11 protein-coding genes and 1 tRNA gene are annotated in these 12,722 nt (G+C 62.4%); 8 read left to right on the top strand and 4 right to left on the bottom strand.

The window, feature by feature from the left end; all coding sequences use genetic code 11:
* The first annotated feature begins 65 nt into the window (after positions 1–65).
* From pstC to phoR, 6 genes are all read left to right on the top strand, one after another.
* A complete protein-coding gene (gene pstC, locus DXT59_RS03790) occupies positions 66–1,049 on the top strand; it encodes a phosphate ABC transporter permease PstC (RefSeq protein ID WP_116135606.1) in 984 nt (327 codons plus the stop codon).
* Complete coding sequence (gene pstA / locus DXT59_RS03785; protein ID WP_116135605.1) at positions 1,046–1,942, top strand: phosphate ABC transporter permease PstA; 897 nt, start codon at positions 1,046–1,048, stop codon at positions 1,940–1,942. Before pstC ends, pstA begins: the two co-directional genes overlap by 4 nt.
* A 15-nt stretch (positions 1,943–1,957) precedes the next feature.
* A complete protein-coding gene (gene pstB, locus DXT59_RS03780; protein WP_116135604.1) occupies positions 1,958–2,806 on the top strand; it encodes a phosphate ABC transporter ATP-binding protein PstB in 849 nt (282 codons plus the stop codon).
* Between the two features lie 18 nt (positions 2,807–2,824).
* Positions 2,825–3,529: a phosphate signaling complex protein PhoU gene (gene phoU / locus DXT59_RS03775; protein WP_116135603.1), complete on the top strand. Its 705-nt coding sequence runs from the start codon at positions 2,825–2,827 to the stop codon at positions 3,527–3,529.
* A gap of 30 nt (positions 3,530–3,559) precedes the next feature.
* Entirely contained in the window at positions 3,560–4,261 is a 702-nt protein-coding gene (gene phoB / locus DXT59_RS03770) for a phosphate regulon transcriptional regulator PhoB (protein ID WP_102611634.1), read from the top strand.
* 97 nt (positions 4,262–4,358) lie between these two features.
* Positions 4,359–5,672 carry a phosphate regulon sensor histidine kinase PhoR gene (phoR, locus tag DXT59_RS03765; RefSeq protein WP_116135602.1) on the top strand — a complete coding sequence of 438 codons (1,314 nt, stop codon included), beginning with the start codon at positions 4,359–4,361 and terminating at the stop codon, positions 5,670–5,672.
* Between the two features lie 64 nt (positions 5,673–5,736).
* Here the strand turns inward: phoR and ppk1 are convergent, their stop codons facing one another.
* The gene (gene ppk1, locus DXT59_RS03760; protein WP_116135713.1) at positions 5,737–7,800 is read right to left on the bottom strand and encodes a polyphosphate kinase 1; all 2,064 of its coding nucleotides are present in this window, start codon (positions 7,798–7,800) and stop codon (positions 5,737–5,739) included.
* 344 nt (positions 7,801–8,144) lie between these two features.
* Here ppk1 and ppx point away from each other — a divergent pair, with 344 nt between their 5' ends.
* Positions 8,145–9,656 carry an exopolyphosphatase gene (ppx, locus tag DXT59_RS03755; RefSeq protein WP_116135601.1) on the top strand — a complete coding sequence of 504 codons (1,512 nt, stop codon included), beginning with the start codon at positions 8,145–8,147 and terminating at the stop codon, positions 9,654–9,656.
* 91 nt (positions 9,657–9,747) lie between these two features.
* Here ppx and DXT59_RS03750 read toward each other — a convergent pair whose 3' ends face one another.
* Together DXT59_RS03750 and sixA are read right to left on the bottom strand one after the other, a co-directional pair.
* Complete coding sequence (locus DXT59_RS03750; RefSeq protein ID WP_116135600.1) at positions 9,748–10,551, bottom strand: GNAT family N-acetyltransferase; 804 nt, start codon at positions 10,549–10,551, stop codon at positions 9,748–9,750.
* 148 nt (positions 10,552–10,699) lie between these two features.
* Positions 10,700–11,173, bottom strand: a complete 474-nt coding sequence (gene sixA, locus DXT59_RS03745) for a phosphohistidine phosphatase SixA (protein WP_116135599.1) — start codon at positions 11,171–11,173, stop codon at positions 10,700–10,702.
* Positions 11,174–11,266: 93 nt separating this feature from the next.
* On the opposite strand from sixA, the gene DXT59_RS03740 reads away from it, so the two are divergent.
* A tRNA-Pro gene (locus tag DXT59_RS03740) sits at positions 11,267–11,343 on the top strand.
* A 204-nt stretch (positions 11,344–11,547) separates the two neighbouring features.
* Here DXT59_RS03740 and DXT59_RS03735 read toward each other — a convergent pair.
* Positions 11,548–12,669 carry an SGNH/GDSL hydrolase family protein gene (locus tag DXT59_RS03735; RefSeq protein ID WP_240324388.1) on the bottom strand — a complete coding sequence of 374 codons (1,122 nt, stop codon included), beginning with the start codon at positions 12,667–12,669 and terminating at the stop codon, positions 11,548–11,550.
* Positions 12,670–12,722 lie beyond the last annotated feature (53 nt).

Raw genomic sequence — 12,722 nt, 5'->3', positions numbered from 1 at the left:
GCGCTTTGCCGGGCATCGCCATCGCTTGCGCTCATCCCGGGCGCGGCAAAAGTATACGGGTTCACATGTCCGACACTCGACTCATGTCGACGGCCCCTGCCGAACACGCGCAACGCGCGCCGAGCCAACTCGGCGACTTGATCTTCGGCAATCTGGCACGTCTCGCAGCCATCGTCACACTGCTGCTGCTGGGCGGCATCATCGTGTCGCTGATCGTCGAATCGCTGCCGTCGATCCAGAAATTCGGTCTTCATTTCCTCTGGTCATCCGACTGGGATCCCCCCAACGATGTTTACGGCGCGCTGGTGCCTGTCTACGGCACACTCGCGACGTCCATCATCGCACTCGTCATCGCGGTGCCTGTGAGCTTCGGCATCGCGCTCTTTCTGACCGAGCTTTCGCCCGCTTGGCTGCGCCGGCCGCTTGGCATCGCCATCGAATTGCTGGCCGCCATCCCGTCGATCGTGTACGGCATGTGGGGCTTGCTGGTGTTCTCGCCGATTTTCGCGACCTACTTCGAACAGCCGATCGGCAAGGTGCTCGGTTCGATGCCGATCATCGGCGCGCTGTTCCAGGGGCCGCCGATCGGCATCGGTATTTTGTGCGCCGGCGTGATCCTCGCGATCATGATCATTCCGTACATTGCCTCGGTCATGCGCGACGTGTTCGAAGTCACGCCCGTGCTGCTCAAGGAATCGGCCTACGGGATCGGCTGCACCACGTGGGAAGTCATGTGGAAGATCGTGCTGCCGTTCACCAAGAGCGGTGTCATCGGCGGCGTCATGCTGGGCCTCGGCCGCGCGCTCGGCGAAACGATGGCGGTCACGTTCGTCATCGGCAACACCAACTTGCTCAGTAACGTGTCGTTGTTTTCGCCGGGCAACAGCATCACGTCCGCGCTTGCGAACGAATTCGCCGAAGCCGGCCCCGGCTTGCATACGGCCGCGCTGATGGAGCTCGGTTTGATTCTGTTCGTCATCACGTTCATCGTGCTCGCGATCTCGAAGATCATGCTGCTGCGCCTCGAAAAGGCGGAGGGAGCGAAATGAGCGGTCCTACGACGCAAATCCCGGGCTCCGCGAGCCCCGAAGTCTTCGCCGCGACGCGCGACCGCTTGCAAAGCCGCCGGCGTGTCGTCAATGCCATCGCGCTGACGATGTCGCTCGCCGCGATGGCCTTCGGGCTGCTGTGGCTCGTTTGGATTCTCTATACGACGCTCAGCCTCGGTGTCGGCGGTCTGTCGACGTCGCTGTTCACGCAATCGACGCCGCCCCCGAACACCGACGGCGGCGGTTTGGCGAACGCGATCGTCGGTACGTTGATGCTGGTCGGTGTGGCGACCGTCGTCGGCACGCCGATCGGCGTGCTCGCGGGCGTCTATCTGGCTGAGTACGGCCGCAAGGGCTGGCTCGCGAGCGTGACGCGCTTCATCAACGATATCTTGCTGTCGGCGCCGTCGATCGTCGTTGGCTTGTTCGTCTATGCGATCGTCGTCGAAAAGATGGGGCATTTCTCGGGCTGGGCCGGCGTCGTCTCGCTCGCCTTGCTGCAGATTCCGATCGTGATCCGAACGACCGAGAATATGCTCAACCTCGTGCCCAATGCGTTGCGCGAAGCGGCCTTCGCACTCGGCGTGCCGAAATGGAAGATGGTGTTGTCGATCACGCTGAAGGCGTCGATGGCCGGGGTAGTGACGGGCGTGTTGCTCGCCATCGCGCGGATCGCGGGCGAAACGGCGCCGCTGCTGTTCACGGCCCTGTCGAATCAGTTCTTCTCGCTCGACATGAACCAGCCTATGTCGAATCTGCCCGTCACGATCTACAAGTTCGCAATGAGTCCGTTCCCGCAGTGGCAATCGCTTGCGTGGGCCGGTGTGTTCCTGATTACCCTCGGCGTGCTCGGACTGAACATCCTCGCGCGTGCGATGTTCGGCAAGAAATAAGCCACGGAGCGTCTTATGAATATGGCTGAAAGTCACCTGTCCCAAGTCGAGCGTCCCGCCGCGCCCGCCGGTTTCGAACCGGCCCAGGGCGATCGTCCGCTGGCCCCCGTCACGCCGAAGATCGAAGTGAAGGACCTGAACTTCTTCTACGGCAAGTACCACGCGCTCAAGAACATCAACTTGAACATCCCGGAAGGCAAGGTGACCGCGTTCATCGGTCCGTCCGGTTGCGGCAAGTCGACGCTCTTGCGCACGTTCAACAAGATGTTCGCCCTCTATCCGGAGCAGCGTGCCGAAGGGGCGATCATGATGGACGGCGAAAACCTGCTGACGACGAAGCGCGACATTTCGCTGCTGCGCGCGCGCGTCGGCATGGTGTTCCAAAAGCCGACGCCATTCCCGATGTCGATCTACGACAACATCGCATTCGGCGTGAAGATGTTCGAGTCGCTGTCACGCTCGGAGATGGACGACCGCGTGGAATGGGCGCTCACGAAGGCGGCGCTCTGGACGGAAGTCAAGGATAAGCTCAACCAGAGCGGCTATGGCTTATCCGGCGGCCAGCAGCAGCGGCTTTGCATTGCGCGCGGCATCGCGATCCGCCCCGAAGTGCTGCTGCTCGACGAGCCGTGTTCGGCGCTCGACCCGATTTCGACGGGCCGGGTGGAGGAACTCATCGCGGAGCTCAAGAACGATTACACGGTCGTGATCGTCACTCACAATATGCAGCAGGCGGCGCGCTGCTCCGACTATACGGGCTATATGTACCTCGGCGAGTTGATTGAATTCGGCGATACCGAGAAAATCTTCATCAAGCCGGTCCGCAAGGAAACCGAGGATTACATCACTGGCCGCTTCGGCTGATGAATTAAGGAGGCAGCGATGTCGGACAAGCATTTGTCGAGCCAATTCGACGCGGATCTCAACCTCGTCTCGTCGAAGGTTTTGGAAATGGGGGGGCTGGTCGAGGCCCAGATCACGCGTGCGATGCAGGCGCTGAACGATTTCGACGTCGAGGTGGCCGATCAGGTCATCGCCGCCGAAGAGGTCGTCAACACGATGGAAGTCGAGATCGACGAGGAGTGCAGCAACGTGATCGCGCGCCGCCAGCCGGCCGCGCGCGACTTGCGCCTGCTGCTCGCGATCTCGAAGACGATCACGAATCTCGAGCGCGCCGGCGACGAGGCCGAGAAGATCGCCAAGCGCGTCAAACGGCTGATGGAAGACGGGACCTCGCGCACGGTCAACATCGCCGAGATCAAGCTCTCGGGCGAGATGGCCGTCTCGATCCTGCGCCGCGCGCTCGATGCGTTCGCGCGCCTCGATACGGTCGCTGCCGCGCAAATCGTGCGCGACGACAAGGCGATCGACGAGGAATTTCGCGCGTTCGTGCGCAAGCTCGTCACGTACATGATGGAAGACCCGCGCACGATTTCGGCGGGCCTCGAGTTCTTGTTCATCGCCAAGGCCATCGAGCGCATCGGCGACCACGCGAAGAACGTCGCCGAGTTCATCATCTACATCGTGAAAGGGACGGACGTACGCCACAAGTCGCGCGACGCCCTCGAACGCGAAGCCCTTAGTTAATCGTTTGAACGTATTAAGAGGTAGGTCACGATGCCGAGCAGCATTCTCATCATTGAAGATGAGCCCGCGATTTCCGAACTGATTTCCGTCAACCTGCAGCACGCGGGGCATTGCCCCATCCGCGCGTACAACGCGGAGCAGGCGCAGGCGCTGATCAGCGACGTGCTGCCCGATCTCGTGTTGTTGGACTGGATGTTGCCGGGCAAGTCGGGGATCGCGTTCGCGCGCGATCTGCGCAACAACGAGCGCACGAAGCATATCCCGATCATCATGCTGACCGCGCGCGGCGACGAGCAAGACAAGGTGCTCGGCCTCGAGATCGGCGCGGACGATTACGTCACCAAGCCGTTTTCGCCGAAAGAGTTGATGGCTCGCATCAAGGCCGTGCTGCGCCGGCGCGCGCCGCAGTTGACCGAGGACGTCGTCGCGATCAACGGTCTCAAGCTCGATCCGGCCACGCACCGGGTCGCCGCGCACGCTTCCGGCAATGAGATCAAGCTCGATCTGGGTCCGACCGAGTTCAGGCTGCTGCACTTTTTCATGACCCATCCCGAGCGCGTGCATAGCCGCACGCAATTGCTCGACCAGGTCTGGGGCGATCACGTCTTCGTCGAGGAGCGCACGGTCGACGTCCATATCAAGCGCCTGCGTGCCGCGCTCAAGCCGGCAGGGTGCGATGCTATGATCGAAACGGTGCGCGGTAGCGGCTACCGTCTCGCCAAGAGCGCTTAAACCGCGAGAGGCGCCGCGCTCCTCGGCGTCGCGGGCGGGGACGGCGAGATGACGCCCCGCGCGGCCGCCTTTTCGTTATTCGGCTGACCTTGACTTCATGAACATCATTTGGGCGCGCTCGATCGTATCGCTGCTGCTGCTCGCGCTCATCTGCGCGGCCATCGCCGCGTTGACGAGCGTGCGCGCCGCGCTGATCTTCGCGGTGGCGGCACTCGTGGCGCAGAGCCTGTTTTCGACGTATCACACGCAGCGATTGTGGCGCCTGCTCGATGCCCCCGTGTACGGCGAGGTGCCGAGCGCCCCGGGCATTTGGGGCGAAATCTATTACCGTCTGCATAAGCTCGCCAAGCGTTGGCATGCCCAGGTGCGCCAGGTCGAACAGCAGCACTCGCGCTTCATTCAGGCCATCCAAGCGTCGCCCAACGGCGTCGCGATGCTCGACGATCACGACCAGATCGAATGGTGCAATGCCATCGCCGAACAGCACTTCGGCCTCGATGCGAAGCGTGACTTGCGACAACACATTACGCATCTCGTGCGGCATCCCGATTTCGTCCGGTATCTGAACTCGCACCACTACGAGCAGATGCTGATCATGCGCGGAATGGGCGAGAAACGGCAAAACGTCCTGTCCGTCCAAGCGTTTCCGTACGGCGAGAATCGCAAGCTCGTGCTCACGGCGGACATCACGGAACTGGAGCGCACCGACGCGATGCGGCGCGACTTCGTCGCCAACGTCTCGCACGAACTGAAGACGCCCCTTACGGTGCTGTCCGGTTTTCTGGAGACGGTGCGCGAATTGCCGCTCGAGCGCGCCGACCAAGAGCGTTATCTGGAATTGATGGACCAGCAAGCGTCGCGCATGCGTAACATCGTCGACGATTTGCTCGTGCTTGCCAAGCTCGAAGGCAACGTGAAGCCGCCGAGCGATCAAGCCATCGACATGCGCGCGGTGCTCTCCCATATTCGCGACGACGCCGCGACGCTCTCCGGCGGGCGGCATAGCATCGAGTTCGAGACGGACGACGGCTTGACGGTGACCGGCGCCGAGACGGAAGTGCTCAGCGCGCTCGGCAACCTCGTGACGAATGCGATTCGCTATACGCCCGACGGCGGATCGATCAACGTCGTCTGGAGGCAGGTCGGCAAAGAGGCGGTATTCTCCGTGACCGACACGGGTTACGGCATTCCCGCGGCCGACATTCCCCGCTTGACGGAACGCTTTTACCGCGTCGATCGCAGCCGCTCGCGCGACACGGGTGGAACGGGGCTTGGTCTTGCGATCGTCAAGCACGTGCTGCAGCGGCACGATGCGACGCTCGACGTCAAGAGCGAGGAGGGCAAGGGCAGTACGTTCAGCGTGCGCTTTCCCGCTCAACGAACGACGCACCGTCAGTCAGCCCACGCTTAACGCGGGCGCTGACGCCGGTTGACGCCATGCCCGGCGCCTCGTCGGGCGCCGGCGTTTCCGTCTCTCAGCAGCCGAATTTGACGAGCAGACTCGCTTGCGCGTTGCGCGACGTTTTGCCGGGGCGGCTGCGTCGATAATGGCCGTCGCTTTGCATGACCCACGCGGATTGATTATCGCCGAGGAAAGCCGACAATCCTTCCGCCACGACGCGCCGCTTCAGGCGGCGATCCTTGATCGGGAAGGCGACTTCGACGCGCCGGAAGAAGTTGCGGTCCATCCAATCGGCGCTCGATAGGTAGACGCGCTCTTCGCCGTTCGAGAAGAAATAAAAGATGCGGTGGTGCTCGAGAAAGCGCCCGACGATGGAGCGAACCGAGATGTTTTCCGACAGGCCTTTCACGCCCGGCTGCAACGAGCACACGCCGCGCACGATCAAGTCGATCTTCACCCCGGCCTGCGACGCCTCGTAAAGCTCCGCGATGACGGTCGGTTCGAGCAGGGCGTTCATCTTCGCGACGATGCGCGCCTTCTTGCCGGCGCGCGCGTTCTCGGCTTCCTTGCGAATCGCTTCGACGAGCTTCGGGTGCAGCGTGAACGGCGATTGCCAGAGCTCGTGCAGTTTGAGCTCCCCGCCGATACCGGTCAGTTGCTGGAACACGTGATGTACGTCTTCGCAGATTCGCTGGTCCGCCGTCATCAACCCGAAGTCGGAGTACAAGCGAGCCGTGCGCGGATGGTAGTTGCCGGTGCCCAAATGCGCGTAGCGTTTGAGCGAGGATTTGCCGTTGTGCGTCGTGCGCCGCACGATCAGCATCATTTTGGCATGGCATTTATGACCGACGACGCCGTAGACGACATGCGCGCCCACCGCTTCGAGTTGCGACGCCCAGTTGATGTTCGTTTCCTCGTCGAAGCGGGCGAGCAGCTCCACGACAACCGTGACTTCCTTGCCGTTGCGCGCAGCTTGCATGAGCGCATCCATCAGCGGCGAGTCGGTGCCCGTGCGGTAGATGGTCTGCTTGATCGCGACGACGTTCGGATCCTGCGCCGCTTGCAGCAGAAGCTCCAGTACGGGTTGGAAGCTTTCGTACGGATGATGCAGCAGCACGTCGCCTTGATCGAGCGTGTCGAATAGACTCGTGGCGTTCGCGAGCACTGGGGGCGTCGCGGGAACGTGCGGCACGAACTTCAGATCGGGGCGATCGACGAGCTCGGGCAACTGCATGAGCCGCACCAGATTGACCGAGCCGCCCACCCGGTAGCAGTCTTTTTCGTTCAAGCCGCTTTCGTCGAGGAGACGCCGCACGAGATGCGCGGGCGTATCGGCCGACACCTCGAGACGCACCGCGTTGCCGAGGTGCCGCGCCGGCAACTCGCCTTGCAGGGCGACGCGCAGATTCGTGATTTCGTCCTCATCGACGAACAGTTCGCTGTTGCGCGTAATGCGGAATTGATTGCAACTGCGGATCACGAGGTTCGGAAACAGCTCTTGGACGAAGCGCTGCATGAAAGAGCTCAGCAGCACGAAGCCGTACGCGAAGCCCGATATCTCCTGCGGCATGTGCACGAGCCGCGGCAGCGCCCGCGGTGCTTGCACGATCCCCATGACCGCTTGGCGCCCGAAGGCGTCCTTGCCTTCGAGTTCGACGACGAAGTTCAAGCTCTTGTTGAGCACGCGCGGAAAGGGATGCGCGGGATCGAGGCCGATCGGCGTAAGCACGGGCAGCAACTCGTCCAGGAAGTACCGGCGAGCCCACTCGGTTTGGGCCTCGGTCCAGGTATCCCAGCTATGGAAATAGATGCCTTCTTGCTCGAGCGCGGGCAAGACCGTTTCGTGCAGCATCGCGTATTGCCGGTCGACCAGTTTATGTGCCCGCTCCACGACGAGGTCGTAGACGTGTTGCAGCGACATGCCGTCGGGAGCCAGCGTGCCCGGGTTGTCGCGCATCTGCTCTTGCAGCCCCGCCATGCGAATCTCGAAGAATTCGTCGAGATTGCTGCTCGTGATGCAGATGAAGCGCAGCCGCTCGAGCAGGGGCACGGAAGGATCCGCCGCCTGCGCGAGTACGCGCTCGTTGAAACCCAGGATACCTAGCTCGCGATTCAGAAGGGGGTAGCGCAGCGACATCGGCAACGAAAGATGAGAGGGGTCGGATGAGGGAATGAACGGGCGCTCGGACATTCTCATAATTCGATGTCATTTCGATGAAAAGTCATACTGTCACTCATTCTACGGATATTTGGTATGACTTTGACCGTCCCGATGCGTTCGATGGGCGTTCGCCGCGAAGCCGCGGACCGCTCGATAGCGGTATGTGCCGTATCGGTCGCCGCGCGGCGCGTGGACGAAGCCACATTCATCCACCGGTGGGAAATACTATGCGCTTAAAATGGCGTCTTTGAACAGTGACGCGCGTGCCGGGCGAGTCGCCCCCGGCTTGTGGTACGCGAAAACGGGAGCCTTCTTTCCTAATGCCCAATACCCCGCACCTTCTCGCATCGGTCGATCTCGGCTCGAACAGCTTTCGGCTGATCGTCGGCCGCGTCGAGGAAACGCCCGCCGGCGCGCAGATCTACCAGGTCGATGCGCTGCGCGAGGCCGTGCGCCTTGCCGCCGGGCTCTCCGCCGACAAGATGCTCGATCGCGCTTCGCAGGTGCGCGCGTGGGATGCGCTCAAGCGCTTCGGCGAGCGGCTGCGCGATTTTCATCCGGATCACGTGCGCGCCGTCGCGACCAACACATTGCGCGTGGCCAAAAACGCGCCTGAATTTCTGGTCGAAGCGCAAAGCGCACTCGGTTTTCCGATCGAAGTCATCGCGGGGCGCGAGGAGGCTCGGCTGATTTACGCGGGCGCGGCGCATTCGGTACCGGCTATTTCAGGCAAGCGGCTCGTCGTGGACATCGGCGGCGGCTCCACCGAGTTCATCATCGGCCAGCATTACACGCCGCTCGTCATGGAGAGTTTGTACATCGGCTGCGTGAGCCATAGCCGTGCGTTCTTTCCGGCCGGCAACGTCGACGATTACACGATGCGTCAGGCTGAACTCGCGGCCAAGCGCGAGATTCAAATCATCTCGCGTGAGTACAAGCAGGCGGGCTGGGATCAAGCGATCGGCTCCTCGGGAACCGCGCGCGCGCTCGCCGAACTCGTCGAGGCGAACGGTTTCAACGACCCGGGCGTTACGCACGGGATTTCGCGCGGCGGGCTGGAGCGACTCAAGCGCGCTCTGATCAAGGCCGAGAACGTCAATCGGCTCAAGCTCGTCGCGCTCAAGCCCGATCGCGTGCCCGTGCTGGCCGGGGGCTTGTCGATCATGCTGGCCGTGTTCGAAGAGCTCGGCATCGATTACGTCGATACGACCGACGGTGCGCTGCGCCTAGGCGTGCTATACGACCTGCTGGGCCGGACCCAGCATGAGGACATGCGCGCCGTGACGGTCGAGGGGTTCATGCGCCGGTACGGCGTGGACCGAGCCCAGGCGGAGCGCATCGCCGATTTGGCCGTGGGCTTTTACGACCAGCTCGGCGAGCCCGATGCGGAACGCGCGAGCGAGGGGCGCATGTTCTTGGGCTGGGCGGCCGCGTTGCACGAGATCGGCTTGTCGATCTCGCACAGCGCCTACCACAAGCACTCGGCGTATATCGCGAGCAACGCCGACATGCCGGGTTTTTCTCGCACCGATCAAGCTCGGCTCGCCGTGCTTGTGCTGGGCCACGCGGGCAAGCTCGGCAAACTCGCGCAAACGCGCGAAGTCGAATGGCCGTTGCTGTTCTGTTTGCGGCTCGCGGCGCTGCTCTGCCGCCGGCGTACCGATGCGGGGTTGCCCGGCATTCGCGTGGCGAAATCGAACGGCGGGTACGAAGTGCGTTTGCCCAACGAGTGGGTGGCCGGCAATCCGCTGACCGATTACAGCTTGATCCAGGAAGCGGCCGAGTGGGAAAAGGTCGGCATTCGCTATCGCGTCATCTACACCGACGAATGAGCAACCGTGCGGCGTTCGCTACCGGTTGGCCGTGAACGCCTCGGCCCGCGCGCTGCGAAGCGGGCGGGCCGATTGTTTAGGGGCGCTGTTTTTAACCGAGGAAGTGACGGGCGTAGCGGGCGTTGATGTCCGACAAACGGAACAGCGTCAAGAAATCGGCGCAGTTGAAATCGGGATCCCATGCCGGTGCGCCGCAGATCTTGGCGCCCAGGCGCAGATAGCCCTTGACGAGCGGCGGCGGCGCGACGCGGGCGCCCGTGCGCAATTCCTCGACGGGCAGCGGCGTATGGGGGAACGCGCGATACTCGGGGCTCGTCAGCGCGTTTTCGCGCAGCGATTCGTACAAGTTCGCCGCGAAATGGCCGCCGTCGGCCATCGGTACGCTGGCGCAGCCGAGCATCGTCTCGTAGCCGTTTTGCAGCATGTAGGTGCCGAGGCCGCCCCAGAGCGACATGATCACCGAACCGCTGCGGTAATCGACATGCACGCAAGAGCGGCCCACCTCGACCATCTTCGAGCGCAGGTGCGCGAGGCGCGACAAGTCGAATTCGCCTTCGGCGTACAGGCGCCCGATACGAGCGGCTTGATGCGGCGGCAGGATACGGTAGGTACCGACGACTTTTAGCGTTTCGAGGTCGCGTACCAGCAGATGGTCGCAATAGGCATCGAAGGCATCGACGTCGAGGCCGGCCGGCCCCGAGACGCTTGCACCCATTTCCTCGGCGAAGACTCGGTAGCGTAAGCGCTGCGCCTCGCGCAGCTCCTCGTCGGTACGCGCCCAAGCCACTTGAAGCCGATGCTCTTGCGTGATGGTTTCTTTCTCGCGCGGGAGGCGGCGGCGCGAATCGAGAGGAATCGAAGCGAGGGGCAGGGTGGGCGTCGGCAGATCTCGCATGGGGGTTCCTGGTTCCGAATGACTATGAAAGGAATACTGGGGTCCTTGCCAATGTAGTAATGGGGCATGACGGTTGCGTGGCAAACGCGTGTCGCTATGATGACATGTCGCGCGCTGGACACACGGCTTTCATCATCATTAATCGTCATTAGGTTAGATCGGGCGATAAGACGGCCCGTACGACCACGTGGCCGGGGCCGTGGTGCCGCGCATCCGGCCGTCCCCGGCCCGACAACCACCACAGTCCGCCTTTCTTGATCGTCCATTCGGCCGCTTCTCCCGCCACGAGTTGCGCGGCGACGAGCCCCAGCGTCGGCTGGTGTCCCACGATCACGACGGTGGATGCTATCCCGTCCGGCCATTGCGCGGCGGCCAGGACCGACTCGAGGCTCGCGCCGGGCCCGATACTGTCGATCGTGCGGTATTGATCGGTCAGCGATTCCACGGTTTGGACCGTGCGAGCGGCAGGGCTCGCGAGGATCACCGCATCGGGGGGAAGCCGCGCGCGCAGCCATTTCGCGACCGCCTGCGCTTGCTTGCGCCCGCGTGTCGTCAGTTGGCGGGCGGCGTCGCTTTGAGCGGTTTCCTCGGCTTCGGCGTGGCGCCAAAGAATCAAATCCATGCTGCTGTCTCCTAATGTTTGGGGCGCTAGAGCGCGCCTGGATCTGCCGTGATTGACTATGTGGTACCGGGGACGCTAGAATCCCTGATTCGTCGGAGCGTAGCGCAGCCTGGTAGCGCATCTGATTTGGGATCAGAGGGTCGAAGGTTCGAATCCTTTCGCTCCGACCAATCGTTTTAAGCATTGAGCCGCCGGTCTATCATGAACGAGCTCGATGAAGTGATCTGTTGGACCGAACAGCCCGATCAATTTACGTTGATCGGGCTGTTCGTTTCTTGCAAGCGCTTCATGCGTCGAACCGATCGGCGCAAGGATTGTGCGCATTCGCGTATGAAATTCGGCAGCTTGTCTCGACCTGCGTTCGATCTTATCGCCTACTTGCCGATCCCGGCGGCGGCAACCCGTTGCTCGACGTATTTTGCAAGCAGCCCATGCAGCTTAGCGCTTGGGTGTATGCCGTCCGCGAACATGTACGTTTGATCGGCTCCTGCCGTCGTGAACATTGCCGGCGAGCAGAACAAGGACGCGGCAATGGATGTGCCGAATTGGGTTGGCGTCATGCCGTTGAGCGTGTCCGGATGACCTTGACCGTACGCAGTGGCCGCCGCTTGCATGCGCGCGACGTCGCAGGCCGTTCCTCCGTTGGTAACCGTGAAGCCTGCCGCCGCCGCCGCATTATTCCCCACGAGTAAGTTGTCGATGAAAGAGTAGGCATCGACGTAAATCACTCGGTTCGATATGCCGGCTTGTGCCAGGGCTTGGGTCAGCGTCGAGTTGAACAAGTTGCTCAACTGGGTCAAAAAGGACGAGCAGCATCCTCCACCCAACGCCAGTCCTCCCGGGGTCATGCCGAGGTCAGGTACGTTCACGAGGACGACTTGTGTCGCGCCGTTTTGCACGACCGTCTCGACCGCGGCGGCAAGCGCATTGGCGGCGCCTTGCACAGCCACCCCGGCCTGGTTGATAAACGACGCATTGTTACCGTTCGCAATGTATGTATTTATTGCAACCCACAGGTCGCTGACGCCGCCCTCGATGAATACGAGCTGGTTCGAGTTGAAGCTCTTGTACCGGGCTAGATAATTGGCGATCTGGGCAGCGATGGGCGTCGCGCTTAGCGCTGGGCTGCCTAGTCCGGGTTGAAGCGTGACTCGCGCACCGCCTTGCGCGAACCCCAGCCCGCCGATAGCGATTTCCTGCCTTTCGGTAAAACCGCCGTTGCTCGCGGGCGTCAGTGAGCTGCCGTAGTAGGCGGCCACATCGGCCACCCATACCGGTCCCGGATTCGTCGTAAATTCGCCACCGCCGAAATTCGGTTGGGCATACCACGCGTAGGTACCTACGTCCGAGAGGCTGTCGCCGAAAGAGACGACTTGGAAGGCGACGCCGCCGGGAGGGGCAACGCTCCCCGACGAGGAATGGTTGCCGCCGCCACAAGCCGTCAGTACCGCCAGCACGATGGCTACGAGCCAGGTTCGCGTCGCGCGCGGGGGCACTCCGTGTCTCCGGCCGAGGTGCCGTCGAATGAAACGTTGGATCGATCGGGCAG

Origin of the sequence: Trinickia diaoshuihuensis (assembly GCF_003390925.1) — a bacterium.
Lineage (GTDB): Bacteria > Pseudomonadota > Gammaproteobacteria > Burkholderiales > Burkholderiaceae > Trinickia > Trinickia diaoshuihuensis.
The sequence above is the reverse complement of the archived record's forward strand: the minus strand, read 5'-3'. Positions and strand labels throughout refer to the sequence as shown.

Coding starts and splice junctions, on each gene's coding strand:
- phoR (WP_116135602.1), top strand. CDS start 4,359: ATGAACATCATTTGGGCGCGCTCGATCGTATCGCTGCTGCTGCTCGCG.
- pstB (WP_116135604.1), top strand. CDS start 1,958: ATGAATATGGCTGAAAGTCACCTGTCCCAAGTCGAGCGTCCCGCCGCG.
- pstC (WP_116135606.1), top strand. CDS start 66: ATGTCCGACACTCGACTCATGTCGACGGCCCCTGCCGAACACGCGCAA.
- DXT59_RS03750 (WP_116135600.1), bottom strand. CDS start 10,551: ATGCGAGATCTGCCGACGCCCACCCTGCCCCTCGCTTCGATTCCTCTC.
- ppx (WP_116135601.1), top strand. CDS start 8,145: ATGCCCAATACCCCGCACCTTCTCGCATCGGTCGATCTCGGCTCGAAC.
- phoB (WP_102611634.1), top strand. CDS start 3,560: ATGCCGAGCAGCATTCTCATCATTGAAGATGAGCCCGCGATTTCCGAA.
- ppk1 (WP_116135713.1), bottom strand. CDS start 7,800: ATGTCGCTGCGCTACCCCCTTCTGAATCGCGAGCTAGGTATCCTGGGT.
- sixA (WP_116135599.1), bottom strand. CDS start 11,173: ATGGATTTGATTCTTTGGCGCCACGCCGAAGCCGAGGAAACCGCTCAA.
- phoU (WP_116135603.1), top strand. CDS start 2,825: ATGTCGGACAAGCATTTGTCGAGCCAATTCGACGCGGATCTCAACCTC.
- pstA (WP_116135605.1), top strand. CDS start 1,046: ATGAGCGGTCCTACGACGCAAATCCCGGGCTCCGCGAGCCCCGAAGTC.